This is a genomic window from Streptomyces sp. NPDC000594, from assembly GCF_040299965.1.
Taxonomy (GTDB): Bacteria; Actinomycetota; Actinomycetes; order Streptomycetales; family Streptomycetaceae; genus Streptomyces.
The window spans coordinates 237,945-255,823 of the sequence record NZ_JBEPCY010000001.1; the positions used below are offsets into that span (position 1 = coordinate 237,945).

A 17,879-nucleotide genomic window follows, 5' to 3' on the forward strand; every position below is an offset into this window, starting at 1 on the left:
GGCCGCCCCCCCCCCGCCCCCTACCCCCCCCCGGGGTGCTCCCCCCCCCCCCGCGCCCCCCCGCGGGGGGGGGGGGGGGCGCGCGCGGCCCCGCGGCCCGCGCGCGCCCGCCGCCCCCGTTGTCCCCGGGCGGGCCGGGGACAACGGGGGGCGTCTCAGATGAACGGGTCGTAGTCCGGCCCGAGTTCCGGTGTACCCGCCTCGCCCGCTATCTTCTCCAGCTCAAGGTTGGAGCGGTGACGCGCGCAGTGGAAGTGGCAGTCCCGGGTGGGGTCGATGATCCCCCGGTCGGAGTTCTGCCAGATGTCCGGGAGGCGTTCGGTGACCGCGTCCCCGATCTTCGCCTGTGAGTTGCCCCGGTGGTAGGAGCAGACGTACACCCCCGAAGGGGTGATCAGGGTACGCAGCTCCGCCACCTTGCACTGGTGGTACTCCTTGGGCTGCACCGATCCCACCCGGTTCCGCAGCGAGGTCAGGGTGGACGAGTTGATGATCTCGAAGGTGTCGCTCGCCCAGCGCCGTTCGGCCTCCGCCAGCTGGTCGTCGACGGAGCGCAGGATCTCCTCGGCCACCTGGATCACATGGTGGCCGTCGTCGAACATCGCCTTGGTCTCGAAGTAGTCGCAGCCGATGTCCTGGGCGAGCCCGGCGGCCTCCAGCACCTCATGGTGGTTGCTGATCATCGTGCCGTCCCGCTTCGGACGGGTCATCACCAGATAGGAGTAGCCGAGCGCGCCCTTCTTGGCCTCGGCCAGCAGCCGCATATTGCCGACCACCTTGTCGAAGACGCTGCGGCCCTTGCGGTCGGGGCGGAACACGCCATAGGTCTCGCTGGTCCCGGCGTCCATGGAGACCCGTACCCAGGAGGCGTACTCGGCCAGTTCGTCGAGGTTCTGCTGGATCATCGTGCCATTGGTGACCACACCGATGGCCACCCCGGCCTCGCCCAGGACCCGCAGCACCTGCCGGGTGCCCCGGTGGGCCAGCGGCTCGCCGCCCCCGATGAGCACCACACCGCGGACGGACATCTCTATCAGCTCCTCGGCCAGCTCGGCCAGGCGCTCGGGGGTGAACCGCCCCTGGTTGAGCAGCTTGCCGCTGATGCACTCGGGGCAGGCGAGGTCGCAGAAGGTCGTCGGATCCAGGTCCACCACCAGGGGGCCGGTGGAACGTTTACCGGCGGCTGCCTCCAGTACCCGAGGCCAGCCGGCGGGCTGGTACAGCTTGGACACCAGGTCGAGACGGTCGAACGTCACAGAGAACTCCTGCTGGTCAAGTGGGGCCGGGACGGCGGTCCCAGGCCCTCGGTCGTTCGGCGGGGCGTGGTCGGCGCCCCCGGCGCCCGGCGGTCCGGGCGCCGTGTTGCCGGTGCCGCACCCGGCGGTCCGGGCCGTGCGCGGTCAGCCCTTGACGGCTCCCGCGGCCAGACCGGCGGCCACCCGGCGCTGCACGATCAGGAAGAAGACCACGACGGGCAGGGCGGTGAGGGTGGCCCCCGCCATCAGCGCGCCGTAGTCGGTACCGAAGCTCGTCTGGAAGGAGACGAGCCAGATGGACACGGTCTGTTTGTCATTGCTGGACAGCAGCACATAGGCGAGGACGTACTCGTTCCACGCCTGCACCAGGGAGTAGATGGAGGTGGCCACCAGACCCGGTGCGAGCAGCGGCAGGGTCACCCTGCGGAAGGCCCCGGCCCGGGTACAGCCGTCGACCATCGCCGCCTCCTCCAGCTCCACCGGGATCCCGGCGACGAAGCCGCGGAGCAGCCAGACCGTGAAGGGCAGCATGAAGACGAGATAGGTCAGGACGACACCGGTCAGGCTGTCCGTCAGCCCGGCGTCGCTCAGCAGCAGATAGAGCGGGATGATCAGCCCGGCCAGCGGGATCATCTGGACCGAGAGGATCACCAGCACAAAAACCCTGCGGCCGATGAAGGAGAAGCGGGCGACGGCATAGGCGGCCAGCACACCGATCAGCAGGGAGATCACCACGGTCCCCGCGCCGACCAGCGCGCTCGCCCGGACGCTGGACCAGAAGGTCTCCGAGGCCATCGCCCGGCGGAAGTGGTCGAGGGTGGGCTCGGAGGTCCAGAAGGCGGGCGGGCTGCTGCGGATCTCGGAGGCGGGGCGCAGCGCCGTGAGGACCATCCAGTAGAGCGGGAAGGCCATCACCGCGCAGAACAGCAGCCCGAGGCCGTCGGCCCGCAGGGAGCGCTTGCCGCGCCGCCCGTGCCGAGGGGCCCCTGCCCCACCGACCCCACCGCCGGCGCCGCTCATTCGGTCTCTCCCATCCTGACGAGCTGACGGACGTAGAACACGGCTCCGGCGAGCAGCAGCACCACGGTCACCACCGCGATGGCCGCCCCGGTGCTGTAGCGGTTGATGGCGAAGGACTCGATGAAGGAGTGGACCCCGAGCAGGTAGTACTCCTTCTCCGGCTGCCCGGAGCGCATCAGCCAGATCTGGTTGAAGACCCCGAAGTTCCAGATGGCGTTGAGCGTGGTCACCATCACGAACGCGGCCTTGATGACGGGGAAGAGGATGTGGCGGAAGGACTGGAAGCGGTTGGCCCCGTCCACCCGGGCGGCCTCCTCCAGCTCGGGCGGGACCTGGGTGAGTGCCGCCTGGAGGGTGATGGCGGCGAAGGGCAGGGAGCCCCAGACCACGACGGCGGTGATGACGGCGAAGCCCTGCCAGGGGTCCTCGAACCAGTTGTGCTTGCTGAAGTCGGCCCCGGGCACCAGCCCGAGCAGGTAGTTGGCCACGCCGTAGTCGGAGTCGGTGAGCCAGCGGAAGACGGAGGCGGCGACCATCACCGGCATCGCCCACACCGCCACCAGCACTCCGGCCATGGTCACCCGGACCCAGGGGCTGACCCGCCGGGCCAGCAGGGCGACCGCCAGCGCCACCGCCATGGTCACGGCGGTACTGACGGCGGTGAAGAGGGCGGTACGCCCGACGACCTGCCAGAAGAAGGGGTCGCCCGCGATGGCACGGTACTGCCGCAGACCGGCCCACGGCGGTTCCGTGCCGGCGAACAGCTCCCGGCGGGTCATGTCCTGGAAGGACAGCAGCACCAGTTCGACCAGGGGATAGCCGAGGACGGCGGTGAGTGCCAGCACCGTCGGGGCGATCAGGAGGTACGGGACGGCACGGCGCAGGGCCGTCCGGCCCCGGTGCCCTCCCCGGCCCGTGCGCGGGGGCCGCGAGGTGGCTTCCGGAGGGTCTGCGGTCACCATGCGGGCAGCTCCTCGAATCGTGGTTCGCGGCGCGCCCGGGCGTACACGCGGACCGGCGCGGAACAGGCAGGAAAGGACGGGAAAGGGCAGGAAAGGGCAGGTGAGGACAGAACAGGGCAGGGAGGGTGGAGTGAGGGAGCGCAGGGCGGCCGGTGGAGGGTCAGTTGCTGTTGACGACGGCGTCGATCTCGCGGTCCGCGTCCCGGGTCGCCTCCGCCACGGACTTCTTCCCGGTGGCGATGGACTGGAGCATCGCGGGCAGCACATTGGACTTCTCCACCGCTCCCCAGCCGGGGGCGAGCGGCGTCACCCAGCCGCGCTCGGCGGCCTGTGCGGCGGCGGCGTTGATGCCGTCGGCGGGGACATCACGGAGCTGGACCGTGTTGTTCGGCAGCGTCTCCGCCTTGATGAGCCGCCGCTGCGAGCCGCGGTCGGTGAAGAGCTTGATCCACTCCCGGGCCAGCTCCTGGTTGCGGGACTTGGCCGGCACGGCCAGCAGGGAGCCGCCGAGGAAGGGCGGCATCAGCTCACCGGAGGGGCCCGGGAAGGCGAAGGTGGCGAACCTGCCGCGCAGGGCCGCGTTGCCGCCCGCGCGGGGGTCCCCGGCGGCGTTCGCCTCCCAGGTGTTGCCGTAGAACATGGCCACCTTGCCCTGGCCGACCACTCCCGGCTCGTCGCTGTTGTCCTTGGAGCGGTCACCGACGTAGTAGTCGTCGATCAGCTTCTTCCAGGTGGTGAGGCCCTTGATGGAGGCGGGCGAGGAGAGCGCCCCGCGCCAGCGGCCGTTCTCCTGGACCGCCATCTCGCCACCGGCGTCCTTGAGCCAGGCCATGGCGGCGTACCAGTAGCGGCCGGGCATGTAGAAGGCGGAGAAGTTCTTGTCCTTGGTCCCGAATTCCGCCTTCACCCGGTCCAGGACGGAGAGCAGCTCCGGGTAGGTGCGCGGGGGCTTCTCCATGCCGACCTGCTTCAGCAGATCGGTGCGGTAGATCCCGACGCGCGCACCGGCGTAGTAGGGCACACAGTAGGTCTTGCCCTCGTACTGACAGGCGTCGGCCAGGGCCGGCAACCAGTGCTCGGAATGGTCGAAGTCCTTCTTTTCCACGGGGGTGAAGGCGCCATTGACGATGTAGTTGGTGGTTTCACTATTGCCCATCTCCACCACGTCTGGTACATCGCGACCGGCGAACGCGGCGTCAATCTTCTGGTTCTTGCTGGTCCACTGCTGGTACTGAACCTTGATCTCGGTCTCGGGATAGAGCTTGGCGAATCGTTTGTTCGTGGAGGCAACCAGATCGGGCCAGCTCTCCCGGGCGTCGACCGTCAGCCAGACCGTCAGCGAACGGGCGTCGCCACCACCGCCGTTCCCGCCTCCCCCGCCGTCGGAGGAGCAGGCGGCGAGCGTCGCGACCATGAGCCCGGCACCGAGAGCCGAGGTGAAACGGGGTAAGCGCCAGGACATGGATCTCCACCTTTCGAGGACCGGCCGAGCCGGGCTGCTATCTACCCAGCGAAGACCGGCAAACTACCGGTGGGGCGCTTTTTGGCCAGGATGGAGCGGCGCATTATGGAACGTTCCTGTTGCGGGTTGCCCCCCGTTCCCATGGGGAGGGTACTGAGAAGAACACAGAACAGCACCTCACCGGCCGATATTTATTGACGCAAAACACTAGGATGCGCCACTTGGGTGCCCTTGACGGTGACGCACCTCCTGACTCATTTTTCTCCTGGTGTCTCCCGCGTCCCCTATCGAAGGGTGTTGCACGTGATTAAGCACGACACGACGGCCGGTGATTCGGACACACGACCCGTACGGGTCAACTCCTGGAACGGCTGGGATCCGCTGCGCCATGTCATCGTCGGCCGGGCGGACGCGGCGGTGGTCCAGGCCCCCGAACCCGCCGTCCGCAGAGACTTCCCCGAGGACGGCTTCCCCCTCGGCACCTACGGCACCATGCCGGCCGACATGATGGCCGAGGCCAATGAACAGCTCGACAATTTTGCCGACATGCTGACCAAGCGGGGCATCCGGGTGGACCGGCCGACCCCGCTGGACTTCCATCAGAAGGTCTCCACGCCCGACTGGGAGCAGGAGACCATGTCCGGCTGCATGCCGCCCCGGGACCTGCTGCTGACGGTGGGCAACGAGGTGCTCGAAGCCACCATGTCGTATCGCAGCCGCTGGTTCGAATACCTCTGTTACCGGCCGATCCTCCAGGACCTCTTCCGGTCCGACGACCGGATGCGCTGGGAGGCCGCGCCCAAGCCGAGGCTGACCGACGCCAGTTATCACACCGCGTTCTGGGACACCTACAACCAGCTTCCCACCGATGTCCAGCTCGCCAAGGTGCGCGACTACGACCTGGTGCTCACCGAGGAGGAGCCCCTGTTCGACGCGGCCGATATCGCCCGCTTCGGCAAGGACCTCTTCGTCCAGCTCTCCTTTGTGACCAACCGCAGCGGCTACCAGTGGCTCAAGCGCCACTTCCCCGACCACCGGGTGCACGCCGTTACCTCCACCAACACCCATCCGCTGCATATCGACGCCACCTGGGTGCCGCTGCGCCCCGGGCTGGTGCTGCACTGCGGGGAGCGGCTCGCCGACCCCGAGCTGATGGAGTTCTACAAGCTGAACGACTGGGAGATCATCGAGGCGGTGCAGCCCGCGAGCTGGGACCACCCGCCGAAGCTCTCCTTCTGCAGCCCCTGGCTCGCGGGGAACATGATCAACCTCGATCGGAACACCCTCTGCATCGAGGAGAAGGAGGTACGGCTCTCCGAGCAGCTGGCCGGGTACGGCTTCGACATCGTGCCGGTCCCCTTCCGGGCCGTCGGCCCCTTCGGCGGCGGACTCCACTGCGCCACCGTCGACATCGAGCGCGAGGGCGACTGCGAGGACTACTTCCCCCGCCGCCACGGGCGGTACTGACCCCGTGAACGCCGCCGCACCGCACCCCGGGCCGGGGCCCGTCAAGGCCGTCATCCTCGACTTCTACGGCACCCTGGTCCATATGGTCCCGCCCCTGCCGCCGAGCCATGCGTCGGTCTTCCACCGCCGGGGCCTCGGACGGTACGCCGACGGCTGGGGCGACCAGTGGGCCACCGGGCCCCGCGACGGCGAGGAGCACCTCGTCCCCTCGCGGAGCGAAGCGGCCTACCGCGCCTGGGAAGTGGACCGGCTGCGGCGGCGCGCCCTGGACCTCGGGGTGCCCGAGGAGGAGGCCGGGCCCCTCGCGGCCGACCTCGACCGGGCGACCAAGAGCCTGCGGCTCGCGGTCTATCCCGAGGTGACGGCCGTGCTCACGCTGCTGCGCGAGCGCGGCCTCACGGTCGCCCTCTGCTCCAACTGGTACTGGGACCTGGACCGGGCCGTCGCCGGGGTGGGGCTCGACCCGCTCGTGGACACGGCCGTCACCTCGGCCCGTGCCGGGGCGCGCAAGCCCCACCCCCGGATCTACCGGGCCGCCCTGGAGGCCTGTGGGGTCGACGCGGAGGCGGCGCTCTTCGTGGGCGACATGTGGGAGTCCGATGTGCTGGGCCCGCTCGCCCAGGGGATCCGCGCCGTCCATCTCCACCGTCCCGACCGGGCGGTGGAGGGGACGGCGCCGCCCCTGCCCGGGCGGGCCCACCGGATCAGCTCCCTCCAGGGTCTCCAGGAACTGCTGTAGCCCGGTGCGCGAGGCGGTCCAGCAGATTACGGGTCACACGCACCACCCCCGCGTCCAGCTCCCGGCCGCAGACCGTGGGCCAGTCCACGGTGCCCGCGGTGAAGACCGTGCCGCCCGCCGTGAACACCCCCATGGTCGCGGCCCGGGGGCTGGTGATGGCCGCCTCGCGCTCGGGGCAGTTCCAGTGCCCCCACTTCAGATGGTGGAAGTCCTCGTGCACCGGGTCCAGCCGGTAGATGCCGAGAATGAGAAAGGACTCGGGGGTGCCGTCCACCCCGCTCGCCCGCGCCACGCCGTGCTCGTCGTACGTGTACGCCGCGCCGTCGCACTCGTACCCGATCAGTCCCGTCCCGGCCCCCAGCCGGTCGGGCTCCCCGCCGTCCCGGCCGTCCCGGAGTCCCGTGCCCTCGAAGATCCAGTGGTCCGCGTGCTGCACGGTGTAGCCCTCGCGCGGCCGGTCGCCCGGCCACTCACCGGGCCACATCCCGCCGTTGCGGAAGCTCACCCCGGTCAGGGTGTTCTCCGGCCGGCCGACGCCCTCCGGCGGCTGCGGCCACCAGAGATCCGTCGCCGGCAGATGCGGATACTCCTCCCCGACCCGGTGGTCGGTGTCCGAGACAAAGGCGGTGTTCCCGTCCGTAGGATGCACCCGCCACCAGCAGGTGTTGGCGCTGAGGAAGGCCACATGGCCCCCCGCCGCCACATGCGCGGCCACCTGGTCGCGCATCGCCTCGCTCCAGTACTCGTCGTGCCCGACGCTCAGCAGCAGATCGTAGGGGGCGAGCAGCCCGGGGTCCTCGTGCAGATCCAGATCGGTGCAGAACTCCACCGCATAGCCGTACCGCTCCAGCCAGGCGATGAAGGGGGCGTCCCAGTAGGCGAGATCGATCACCCCGCCCGGCCGGTGCAGGCTCAGCTTGTGGCCGCGTACCTCCCTGTCGCCGCCCTCCCGGTAGACCGGGTTCTCATAGAGATTGGAGTCCCGTGCCAGGCCCTCGTTGTCGGAGCGGTTGTACGCGTGCCGGGTGAAGGTGGACTTCTTGTAGAGGATCCGGCCCACCGTGCCGGGGACCCGGGGACGGAGCACGAAGAACTCCCGGGCGAAGCCCTCGATGCCGCTGTCGTCCAGCGGCGGCACCGAGCGCGCCCGTTCCTCGTCCCCCTCCACCAGCTGGATCAGATGGACACCCGGCCGCCACTCCTCGGGCACCGGGATCCCGTACGCGGGGAAGTTCCAGTCCGCCGAGGGATCGGCATGGCCGGGCACGCCGTCCGGATGCGCGGGCGGCGCGGTGAGCACCCCCCGGTAGGGGCCCGTCTCGGTGATGAACTCCAGCCGCCGGCCCAGCCGGTAGATCCGGACCCGGAACTCCTCGGCGTCGGTCGAGACATGGAGCCCCAGCTCCCCGCCCACCGTGACGCTCTCCCGGTCCACATAGCCCTCGATCACAATCCCTCCCCCTGGCGAATAATCGCCGATTCCGATGCAGGCGGCCGATGCTAAAAGATATTTCCCCATGCAACAACCTTCCGTATCGAGATCGGCCCGCATCGATCGCATTTCGGCCAACCGCTCTCATCGGAGAATGACCGGAGCGGCCGGCGGGTAGCGCGGCCGAAGCCAATGAAACCCTGTAAGGAAAGGAAAGCAATGGCCGGAGAATTTCGTGTCCGCGAGCTGGTCCTCGGTATTGAGGGACTGGCCCTGCTGCGCTCCGCCATCGACGCCGACGAGGGATTCCTCGAAGCGCGGGTCGCGGAGATCCGGAAGTTCGCCGAGGGGCAGGGGGAGGGGATGCCCGGCGCGGGCGCGGCCGTGTCCGAACTCGACGCGGCGGCCGGCTACGCCTCCTGGTCCCAGGTCTACGACTCCCTGCCCAGCTCCTTCCTGGAGGTGGAGGAGCCCATCGTCCGCGCGCTGCTGGACGAGGGCCCCATCGGCACCGCCCTCGACGCTGCCTGCGGCACCGGCCGCACCACGGTCGCCCTCACCGAGCGCGGATACCGCACCATCGGGGTCGACCAATCGCCCGAAATGCTGGAAAAGGCCCGTGAGAAGGCGCCCGACGCGGAGTTCCGGCGCGGCAGGCTGGAGGCGCTCCCGCTGGAGGACGCCAGTGTCGACCTCGCCGTCTCCACCCTGGCCCTGACCCATCTCCCCGACCTCGGGCCCGGGATCGCCGAACTCGCCCGGGTGGTGCGCCCCGGCGGACGGGTGATCATCACAGATATGCACCCCTTTGTGATCACCCTCCAGGGGCAGTGCCTCTTCATGGACGGTGACGACCTCGCCTTTGTCCGCAACCATGTCCATCTGCCCAGCCACTACATCAGCGCCTTCGCCGCGGCCGGTCTCGCCGTACGGTCCTGCCATGAACCCGTCTTCAATGGACGGCTCGCCCCCGGCGGATACGAGGAGTTCATCGCGGACGCGGCACGGGCGGCCTGGAACGGAATGCCCATCGTGATCGTCTGGGAAGCCGTCAAGCTCTGAAGCGCCGAAAAACACGAACGGCACGAACGGCATGGGCCACATGAACGGCCTGAGCGACATGAATGGCATGAATGGCATGAAGAACACGCACGACAGGAAAGGGAACGCTGTGCGAGTCGTCCTGTACACCGAACGCCCCGAACTCTGGGACCGCATTCCCGAGGTCTTCGCGGGAGTGGTGCCCGAATACAATCTGCACGGCGACATCAGCGACGGCTTCTGGAACCGGCTCTTCGACGACTTCGGCGACCACCAGTTCCTGCTGTACGACGAGGAGAACGACGACATCCTCGGCGCGGGCCGCTCACTGCCCCGGCTCTGGGACGGCACGACCGAGGACCTGGGCACCGGACTCGACGCCTCCATCAGGGACGCCTTCGCGGCCCATGACGCCGGGACCAAGGCCACCGCCCTCTGCGCGCTGGGCGTCGAGGTGGCCCCCGTCCACCAGGGCAAGAACCTCTCCCGGGCGCTGCTCAACCAGATGATCACCATGGCCCGCGCCGATGGTCTCGACCATCTGATCGTGCCCGTCCGTCCGATATGGAAGCACCGCTACCCGCTGATCCCCATCGAGCGGTACGCCTTCTGGACCCGTGCGGACGGTGAGCCCTTCGACCCGTGGATCCGCACTCAGGTGCGGTGCGGGGGCACGGTCACCTCGGCGATGGAGAAGTCCTGCCGGATCAGCGGCACGGTGGGGGAGTGGGAGTCCTGGACCCGGATGGAATACCCGGAGAGCGGTGACTATGTCTTCCCCGAGAGCCTGAACACCCTGCGGGTCGACCGGGAGCAGGACCTCGCCGTCTACTGGGAGCCCGCCGTGTGGATCACCTACGATCTGCGCGGGTCCGCTCCAGAAGGACCGTCCCCGCGTTGACGGCGGACCAGGCGTACGCGGACAGCAGCTCCGTGTGCGCCTGGCCCACCTCGGGACGGCGCTCCGGCGGCAGCCCCGCGGGACCCACGGTCGAGACCGCCGCGGCCCGCAGCCGCTCGGCCGCCGGAGTCCCCCCGCGCCCCGCGCCCTCGGGCGCGTGCCGCCGGAAGGCGTCCTGGGCCTGCCGCCCCAGCAGCAGACAGTGGATCCACAGCTCGTCCGCGAAGTCCGCGCCGAAGAGATCCGCCACCGCCGCCGCGGCGTCCGCCGGCCGCCGCTCCCGTACCAGCCGCTGGATCGCCCCCTCCGTCAGCAGCCCCGTCCCGGGCAGCGCCTCCCGCCAGGTGTAGTGGGACCGTGCGGCGGGTGTGGCGTCCTGGCCGGGCAGCCGGATGAACCCCTCCCCGTACCGCATATACGGCAGCCACTCCAGCTCCTCCAGCACCCAGCCCTCGTACAGCAGCGGACGGGCGTCGTCCACGGCGGTGGGGCAGACCGCGAGCCGCACCCCCTGGGAGGCGTGGCCATTGATGCTGCTGGTGCCGGTGTGCTCGGTGACGGTCGGCACCGCCAGCAGCGCGCTGCGCCGTCCGCCCTGCCGCAGAAAGGCCGCCATCACCTCGTCGTCATGGCGCTGACCGCTGCGCTCGGCGAACCGCCGGAAGGCCTCGGCCTCCGCCACCGGGAGGCTGATGGCCAGGGTCGGGGTGAACTCCTCCGGTACGGCGCGCACCCAGCCCGCGCCCGCCAGCGCCGCGAGCCGGGCCGCGGCGCCGTTGCGGGCATGCCAGTTGGTGTAGAAGGCGAGCGCGTCACCGGGGAACCGGTCGGCGCAGTGGGCGACCAGGTCCAGCATGTCGTCGGGGGCGGCCACATCGTCCTGGATCATGAACTGATGGGTGGCTCCCTCGGCGACCCGCTCCCAGGCGACCAGGGCGGTGCGCAGCGCCGAGGGGTCCGCGTCCGGAGCGGGGTCCAGGGCGAGGCCCCCCAGCCCCAGGCGTGCGGCCAGCTCCTCGGCCTGGGCCCGGCGCACCGGATGGGTCATCACGGCCGAACTGACGCGTGCTGCGGGCATCGAGGGGTACTCCTTCAGCCAACCGACCGGCAAGGACTCGTTGCCGATCATGGCCGTACCTCGGTCGGTTTCCGGTGACGGCGTCGGGACGACGACCGGAAAGGGACCCTCACTGACTCGATTCAGCTGTCCTCGGAAGTCCTACCGCCACGGGGCCGTCCTGGTCGGGTCACCCCATCAGATCCGGCCCGGGGTCCGTCCGTGCTCCCGGGCCCGCCACTCGTGGTCGTTGCGGTGGTCCAGCGCCCGCCGCTGACATCGGCTCTCGCTGAACCGGCCCTCCTGGCGGGGTAACCGGGGCACGAGCAGGGCCGCGAGACACGCCGCCGCCGTGAGCAGGGCCGCGGTGTGGGCCAGCAGTCGGGCGGCCAGGGGAAGTTCGAGCAGCAGCTGTACGGCGGCCGTCTCCAGGCAGAGGAAGGCGAGAACGGCGACGACCGCCGCGTTCCGGGTACGTTGACTCATCGGGACCGACCTTTCGGGAGACGCGGGCCGAGGCAGGAAGGCGCCCGCGCAGCACGACCTATACCCCGCTGGGGTGACCGCCCTCGCGGGGTTCGCCGAATTGGCATATGCCCAGGGCCGGGTGGTGTCACGCACCGGGTCGCCGCAGGGTCATCGCCAGGCTCTCCTCGCCTCGCCCGCGGCCCGGCCGCACCTGCCTCCGGCGGTGTCTCCGGCGGTCTCCTCGGGGGGCGCGGGCCGGTGCCGTGTCCGCGCGGATGTGCCCCGGGGCCATGGCCGGGCGCGGGGTCACGAGCGGGTGACGGCCCGGCCGTACGGCGCATGTTCCGGCCGGGAGCGGGTACCGGCCATCAATGCGCATGGCAGTACTGGATGTGGGCTCCAACACCGTACGACTGATGGTCGCGGACACCGGTGGCGCGCTGCCGCTGCCCGTGCACACCGCCAAGGACCGGCTCCGGCTCGCCGATCACACGGGCCCCGGCGGGGAGATCCCGCCCGCCCAGGTGGACCGGCTCGCCGAGGCGGTCCACGACGCCCGGACCGAGGCGGACATCCGGGGGTCCGACACCCTGCTGGCCTTCGCCACCGCGATCGTGCGGGACGCCCCGAACCGCCCCGAGGTGGTACGGGAGGTCGCGCGCCGCACGGGGGTGGTGCTGCACACCCTGGACGGCGAGACCGAGGCCGAACTCACCTTTCTCGCCGCCCGCCGCTGGATGGGATGGTGCGCGGGGCCGCTCGCCATGCTGGACATCGGCGGCGGCTCGCTCGACGTGGCGTTCGGACGGAGCCGGCTGCCGGACTTCGCCGCCTCGCTCCCCCTCGGCGCCAATCTGCTGACCAGGGACTTCTTCGGCGAGACGGATCCACCCTCCCGGCTGGTCCTCAAGGAGCTGCGGCGCCATGTGCGGCATCGGCTGCGCGATGTGGCGGCCCGGATCCGCTGGGAGCGCCCGGCGACGACGGTGGCGACCTCGCGCACCTTCCAGCAGCTGGGCCGGTTGTGCGGGGCGCCCCCGGGGCGGCACGGCCCCTTCGTCCCCCGGGTACTGGACGCCGCCGACCTCCGCCCCGCCGTCCGCAGACTGCGCGGCCTCACCGCCGCCGAGCGGTCCCGGCTGCCGGGGATCTCCCCGGCCAGGGCCCGGCAGAGCCTCGCGGGTGCCCTGGTCGCCCATACCGCCATGGGACTCATGGGCATCGACCGGCTGACGATCTGCCCCTGGGGACTCCGCGAAGGGGTGCTGCTGCGCTCCATCGAGGAGGGCGGCACCGCGTGGTGGCCGCTGACGGCCCGGGGGGAGGAGCCGCCCGAGGAGCCCCGGATACCCGCCCTGGCGGCGCCGGCCGCGCTGCGCTGACCACCGGACCCGCAGCCGTCCCGCACCGGATCCGCTCCGCGCCGGATCCCATGACTCGATAGGGTCAGGGGACTTGGACGGTGACGGACAGGAGCGTGCCGATGCAGTCTGGTGAGCCTTCCCGGTCGGGATCCCGGGTCGATCCGTGGCGCGGACACTATGCGGCGCGGGCGGCGGGGATGGTCGCGTCCGAGGTGCGGGCGCTGTTCTCGGTCGCGTCCCGGCCGGAGATAGTGTCCCTGGCGGGCGGCATGCCCAATGTGTCGGCGCTGCCGATGGACGCGGTGGGCGCGCTGATGGCGGAACTGGTCGCGGAGCGGGGCGCGGTGGCGCTCCAGTACGGCTCCGCGCAGGGGGATCCGGGGCTGCGGGAGACGATCTGCCGGGTGATGGCGGCCGAGGGCATCGACGACGCCTCGCCGGACGACGTCGTGGTGACGGTCGGCTCCCAGCAGGCGCTGGACCTGGTGACCCGGGTCTTCGTGGACCCCGGGGACACCGTGGTCACCGAGGCCCCCACCTATGTCACCGCGCTCGGCGTCTTCGCCGCGTACCAGGCGGACGTCGTGCACGTCACCATGGACGAGGACGGTGTCGTCCCGGAGGCGCTGGCGGAGACCTTCGCCCGCCTCGCCCGTGCGGGACGGCCCGCCAAGCTCTTCTACACCGTGCCGACCTTCCAGAACCCGGCCGGTGTCACCCTCTCCGAGGAGCGCCGTCCCCGGGTGGTGGAGGTGTGCCGCCGGGCCGGGGTGCTGCTCGTGGAGGACAATCCGTACGGGCTGCTGCATCTCGACGGCGACGAGCCGATGCGGGCGCTGCGCGCCGACGCGCCCGCCGATGTGGTCTATCTGGGCTCGTTCTCGAAGACCCTGGCGCCGGGGCTGCGGGTGGGCTGGGCGCTGGCCCCCGCCGCCGTACGGGAGAAGCTGGTCCTGGCGGCCGAGAGCGCGATGCTCTCGCACTCCGTCTTCAACCAGCTCGCCGTGGACCGCTATCTGCGGACCCAGCCCTGGCCGGAGCAGATGAGGGACTTCCGGGAGATGTACCGGGAGCGGCGGGGGGTGATGCTCGACGCGCTGGAGAAGTACATGCCCCCCGGGGTCTCGTGGACCCGTCCGGCCGGGGGATTCTTCGTCTGGGTGACCCTCCCCGAAGGGCTGGACTCCAAGGCGATGCTGCCGAGGGCGATCCAGTCGCGGGTGGCGTACGTCCCCGGCACCGGGTTCTTCGCGGACGGCGGCGGGCGGCAGGCGATGCGGCTCTCGTACTGCTATCCGCCGCCCGAGCGGATCCATGACGGGGTACGGCTGCTGGCCGATGTGATCACCGACGAGCTGCGGCTGCGGGAGACCTTCGGCACCTCGGCACCCGCCGACAGCGGCGGCCCCCAGGCCCCCGGGCCCGACCAGGCATGACCAGCACAGAGGGAGCAGAAGGAACCATGAGCGATCTGCGGGTCGTCGTCATCGCGGGCGGCCTCTCGCCCGAGCGCGAGGTGTCCCAGAAGTCCGGCTCCCAGGTGGCCGAGGCGCTGCGCCGGGTGGGGGTCGGGGTGGAGCTGCGGGATGTGGGCACGGATCTGCTGCCCGCGCTGGTGCGGGATCCCGGGGTCGTGGTCCTTCCGGTGCTGCACGGGGTGGCGGGTGAGGACGGCACCATCAAGGAGGTGCTGGAGCTGGCCGGGGTCCCCTATGTCGGGGCCCGCCCCTCGGCGTGCCGGGCCGCGTTCGACAAGACGGTCGCCAAGACCGTGCTGGTACGGGCGGGGCTCGCGACACCCGTGTCGGTGACCCTGCCGAAGGAGGCGTTCCACGATCTGGGCGCGGCCGAGCTGACCGCCCGGATCACCGAACGGCTGGGGCTGCCGCTGTTCGTCAAGCCGCGGTCGGGCGGCTCCGCGTTCGGGGTGAGCCGGGTGGAGACCGCCGAGCGGCTGCCCGAGGCGCTGATGGCCTGCTTCGCCTATCACGACGAGGCCCTGATCGAACGGCTGGTCACCGGCGTCGAGATCGCCATCGGGGTCGCCGACCTCGGTGACGGGCCCTTCGCGTTGCCCCCGGTGGAGATCGTGGCGGAGGGGCTGTACGACTACACCGCCCGGTACACCCCCGGCGCCGTCGAGTTCCACCACCCGGCCCGGATCCCCCCGGCGGCGGCCGAGGAGGCCGCCCGGGTCGCGGTCGCCGCCCACCGGGCGCTCGGGCTGCGGGATCTGTCCCGTACGGACGCCATCGTCACCGACGCCGGCGAGGTCGTGGTGCTGGAGACCAATGTGGCCCCGGGGATGACCCTCACCAGCACCTATCCCATGGCCCTCGATGCCGCCGGCCGGGACCTCGGCGACTTCCTCCGTGAACTGGCCGCCCGCGCCGCCGCGCGCCACCCGCTCGGGGACCGGCCGGGGGCCTGAGCGGGGGGACCGGCCGGTGGACCGGTCGGGGGCCTGGCCGGGGCGCGCGCCGGGGATCCCCGCCGCGCGGCCCCGGATGATCGGCGGTAGCCTCGGGAAGGAGGGGGTGGCGAGCCGTTCCCTGTCCGCTGCCGGAGGCCGCTCATGGACGTGCTGGTACTCATCGGGCGCATTCTCTTTGTGCTGCTCTTCCTCAACTCCGCGGTCGGTCATCTGACCAAGGTGTCCGCGATGTCCGGGTACGCCGCCTCCAAGGGGCTTCCCCAGGCGGCCGTCGCCGTGGTCGTCAGCGGCCTGCTGCTGCTGGCGGGCTCGGTGAGCGTACTGCTGGGCATCTGGGCCGACCTGGGGGCGCTGCTGCTCGCGCTCTTCCTCTTCCCGACGGCGCTGCTGATGCACGCCTTCTGGAAGGAGCAGGACCCCATGGCGAAGCAGAACGACATGATCCATTTCCTCAAGGACGTGTCCCTGGGCGGCGCCTGTCTGATGCTGATCGCCTTCTTCTCGTACGCGGGACACGACCTCGGACTGACCCTCACGGGGCCGCTGTTCCGGATCTCCTGAACCGGCCGACGGGGTCCCTAAGGGTCCCTCTAGTACGGAAAAGGGCCCGGCGGGCGCCTGCGCGCGCTGCCGGGCCCTTGGCCGCGGGAACCCCCGGCGCCACCGTGGCGCCGGGGGTTCGGACGGAACGATGGATCAGACGATGTGGTCCGCCAGCTCCGCCTGCTCCTTCGCCGAGCCGTACGACTGCGGCTGCGGCACCCCGTAGGTCCGGCGCGCCACGAACCACCAGACCGTGGCCAGGGTCATCACCACGACCAGCGCCACCGAGGCGTAGTTCATGGTGTCGACGGTGACCGGGTTGGACTGGGGCAGCAGGAACAGCACGGTCACGATGGCGACCCAGACCACCGCGATCCAGCCGATCGGCTTGCTCCACTTGCCCAGGGTCCACGGTCCCGGCTGGAAGCGGTCGCCCGCCCGCAGCTTCAGATAGATCGGGATCGCGTACGCCGGGGTGATACCGATGACATTGATCGCGGTCACCGCGCCGTAGGCGGTCGTGGAGTAGAGCGAGGGAAGCGCCAGCAGGCAGGGGACCGCCACCGAGAGCCACACCGCGGGGACCGGGGTCTGGGTCTTGGCGCTGACCCGCCGCCAGAGGGAGGAGCCCGGCAGGGCGTTGTCCCGGCTGAAGGCGAAGACCATCCGGCTGGCCGCCGCGACCTCGGCGTTGCCGCAGAAGAGCTGGGCCACGATCACGACCAGCAGCAGCGCGGACGCGCCGCCCGTACCCAGCGCGTCGATCATGATCTGGGCCGGCGGGACCCCGGTCTCGGAGTTCTGCGCCCCGGCGTAGTCCTGGATGGCGAAGGTCAGCCCGGCGAGCAGGGCGAAACCGGCGATCCAGGAGACCCAGATGGCCCGGACGATGCCGCGCGCCGCGGTGACGGAGGCGTTGGAGGTCTCCTCCGACAGATGGGCCGAGGCGTCATAGCCGGAGAAGGTGTACTGGGCGAGGAGCAGACCGATCGCCGCGACATAGATGGGGTTCTCCCATCCGGTGCCGTTGACGAACTCGGTGAAGACGTACTCCGGCGACTGGTGGTTCTTGGGCACGATCGCCAGCACACCGACGATGAGGGTCACACCGGCGATGTGCCACCACACGCTGATCGAGTTCAGCACGCTGACCAGCTTCACACCGAAGAGGTTCAGCGTGGCGTGGAGCAGCAGAATGATCATGAAGATGATCATGGTGGAGCCCGGCGTCGGGTCGAAGCCGAACTGGAGGTGCAGGAAGGCACCGGTGAACAGGGCCGCGCCGTAGTCGATACCGGCGATGGCGCCCAGCAGGCCGAGCAGGTTCAGCCAGCCGGTGTACCAGCCCCACTTACGGCCGCCGAGCCGGTCGGCCATGTAGTACAGCGCGCCCGAGGTCGGGTACGCGCTGGTGACCTCGGCGAGGGCCATGCCCACACAGAGGACGAAGAGACCGACGCCGAGCCAGCCCCACATCATCACGGCCGGGCCGCCGGTGTTCATGCCGAACCCGTACAGCGTCATACAGCCGGAGAGGACGGAGATCACGGAGAAGCTGATGGCGAAGTTGCCGAAGCCTCCCATGCGGCGGGCGAGCACCGGCTGGTAGCCGAGTTCCCGCAGCCGCTCCTCCTCGTCCACCGGTGAAGCGGGGTCCGACCCCGACCATCTGGGCGATGAGGGAAAGGACATGTTGGATCAACCTCCGGGGGAAAGGTGTGGTGGCACTGAAC

The 17,879-nt window shown here is 70.6% G+C and carries 16 protein-coding genes; 8 read left to right on the forward strand and 8 right to left on the reverse strand.

Annotation, left to right across the window (positions count from 1 at the left end):
• Window positions 1-155: 155 nt before the first annotated feature.
• From ABT354_RS00710 to ABT354_RS00725, 4 genes are all read right to left on the reverse strand, one after another.
• Window positions 156-1,256 carry a radical SAM protein gene (locus ABT354_RS00710; RefSeq protein ID WP_351487003.1) on the reverse strand — a complete coding sequence of 367 codons (1,101 nt, stop codon included), beginning with the start codon at window positions 1,254-1,256 and terminating at the stop codon, window positions 156-158.
• A gap of 144 nt (window positions 1,257-1,400) precedes the next feature.
• Complete coding sequence (locus tag ABT354_RS00715; RefSeq protein WP_351487006.1) at window positions 1,401-2,276, reverse strand: carbohydrate ABC transporter permease; 876 nt, start codon at window positions 2,274-2,276, stop codon at window positions 1,401-1,403.
• On the reverse strand, window positions 2,273-3,238 hold the full coding sequence (locus ABT354_RS00720) for a carbohydrate ABC transporter permease (RefSeq protein WP_351487009.1): 966 nt from the start codon (window positions 3,236-3,238) through the stop codon (window positions 2,273-2,275). The genes ABT354_RS00715 and ABT354_RS00720 overlap by 4 nt, the downstream gene beginning before the upstream one ends.
• A gap of 160 nt (window positions 3,239-3,398) precedes the next feature.
• Window positions 3,399-4,700: an extracellular solute-binding protein gene (locus tag ABT354_RS00725; protein ID WP_351487011.1), complete on the reverse strand. Its 1,302-nt coding sequence runs from the start codon at window positions 4,698-4,700 to the stop codon at window positions 3,399-3,401.
• Window positions 4,701-5,003: 303 nt separating this feature from the next.
• Here ABT354_RS00725 and ABT354_RS00730 point away from each other — a divergent pair, with 303 nt between their 5' ends.
• Both ABT354_RS00730 and ABT354_RS00735 read left to right on the forward strand, forming a co-directional pair.
• Window positions 5,004-6,167 carry a serine/threonine protein kinase gene (locus tag ABT354_RS00730; RefSeq protein WP_351487013.1) on the forward strand — a complete coding sequence of 388 codons (1,164 nt, stop codon included), beginning with the start codon at window positions 5,004-5,006 and terminating at the stop codon, window positions 6,165-6,167.
• A gap of 4 nt (window positions 6,168-6,171) precedes the next feature.
• Window positions 6,172-6,906 (forward strand): HAD family hydrolase, encoded by a 735-nt coding sequence (locus tag ABT354_RS00735; protein WP_351487016.1) that lies wholly within the window; start codon window positions 6,172-6,174, stop codon window positions 6,904-6,906.
• Here ABT354_RS00735 and ABT354_RS00740 read toward each other — a convergent pair.
• Window positions 6,872-8,356, reverse strand: a complete 1,485-nt coding sequence (locus ABT354_RS00740) for a N,N-dimethylformamidase beta subunit family domain-containing protein (RefSeq protein ID WP_351487019.1) — start codon at window positions 8,354-8,356, stop codon at window positions 6,872-6,874. The genes ABT354_RS00735 and ABT354_RS00740 overlap by 35 nt on opposite strands.
• Window positions 8,357-8,557: 201 nt before the next feature.
• Between ABT354_RS00740 and ABT354_RS00745 the strand changes: the two genes are divergently transcribed.
• Together ABT354_RS00745 and ABT354_RS00750 are read left to right on the forward strand one after the other, a co-directional pair.
• Window positions 8,558-9,400 carry a class I SAM-dependent methyltransferase gene (locus tag ABT354_RS00745; RefSeq protein WP_351487022.1) on the forward strand — a complete coding sequence of 281 codons (843 nt, stop codon included), beginning with the start codon at window positions 8,558-8,560 and terminating at the stop codon, window positions 9,398-9,400.
• 109 nt (window positions 9,401-9,509) lie between these two features.
• The gene (locus ABT354_RS00750) at window positions 9,510-10,280 is read left to right on the forward strand and encodes an N-acetyltransferase (protein WP_351487025.1); all 771 of its coding nucleotides are present in this window, start codon (window positions 9,510-9,512) and stop codon (window positions 10,278-10,280) included.
• On the opposite strand, the gene ABT354_RS00755 is transcribed toward ABT354_RS00750, so the two are convergent.
• Entirely contained in the window at window positions 10,231-11,358 is a 1,128-nt protein-coding gene (locus ABT354_RS00755; protein ID WP_351487028.1) for a hypothetical protein, read from the reverse strand. The genes ABT354_RS00750 and ABT354_RS00755 overlap by 50 nt on opposite strands.
• Window positions 11,359-11,535: 177 nt before the next feature.
• Complete coding sequence (locus ABT354_RS00760; RefSeq protein WP_351487031.1) at window positions 11,536-11,823, reverse strand: hypothetical protein; 288 nt, start codon at window positions 11,821-11,823, stop codon at window positions 11,536-11,538.
• A gap of 353 nt (window positions 11,824-12,176) precedes the next feature.
• Between ABT354_RS00760 and ABT354_RS00765 the strand changes: the two genes are divergently transcribed.
• The 4 genes from ABT354_RS00765 to ABT354_RS00780 all read left to right on the forward strand — a co-directional run bounded on the left by ABT354_RS00765 (window position 12,177) and on the right by ABT354_RS00780 (window position 16,164).
• Window positions 12,177-13,187 (forward strand): Ppx/GppA family phosphatase, encoded by a 1,011-nt coding sequence (locus tag ABT354_RS00765; protein WP_351487034.1) that lies wholly within the window; start codon window positions 12,177-12,179, stop codon window positions 13,185-13,187.
• Between the two features lie 179 nt (window positions 13,188-13,366).
• Entirely contained in the window at window positions 13,367-14,605 is a 1,239-nt protein-coding gene (locus ABT354_RS00770; RefSeq protein ID WP_351487037.1) for an aminotransferase-like domain-containing protein, read from the forward strand.
• A 26-nt stretch (window positions 14,606-14,631) separates the two neighbouring features.
• On the forward strand, window positions 14,632-15,600 hold the full coding sequence (locus tag ABT354_RS00775) for a D-alanine--D-alanine ligase family protein (protein WP_351487040.1): 969 nt from the start codon (window positions 14,632-14,634) through the stop codon (window positions 15,598-15,600).
• A 144-nt stretch (window positions 15,601-15,744) separates the two neighbouring features.
• On the forward strand, window positions 15,745-16,164 hold the full coding sequence (locus ABT354_RS00780; protein WP_351487042.1) for a DoxX family protein: 420 nt from the start codon (window positions 15,745-15,747) through the stop codon (window positions 16,162-16,164).
• 135 nt (window positions 16,165-16,299) lie between these two features.
• On the opposite strand, the gene ABT354_RS00785 is transcribed toward ABT354_RS00780, so the two are convergent.
• Window positions 16,300-17,838 carry an amino acid permease gene (locus ABT354_RS00785; protein ID WP_351487044.1) on the reverse strand — a complete coding sequence of 513 codons (1,539 nt, stop codon included), beginning with the start codon at window positions 17,836-17,838 and terminating at the stop codon, window positions 16,300-16,302.
• Window positions 17,839-17,879 lie beyond the last annotated feature (41 nt).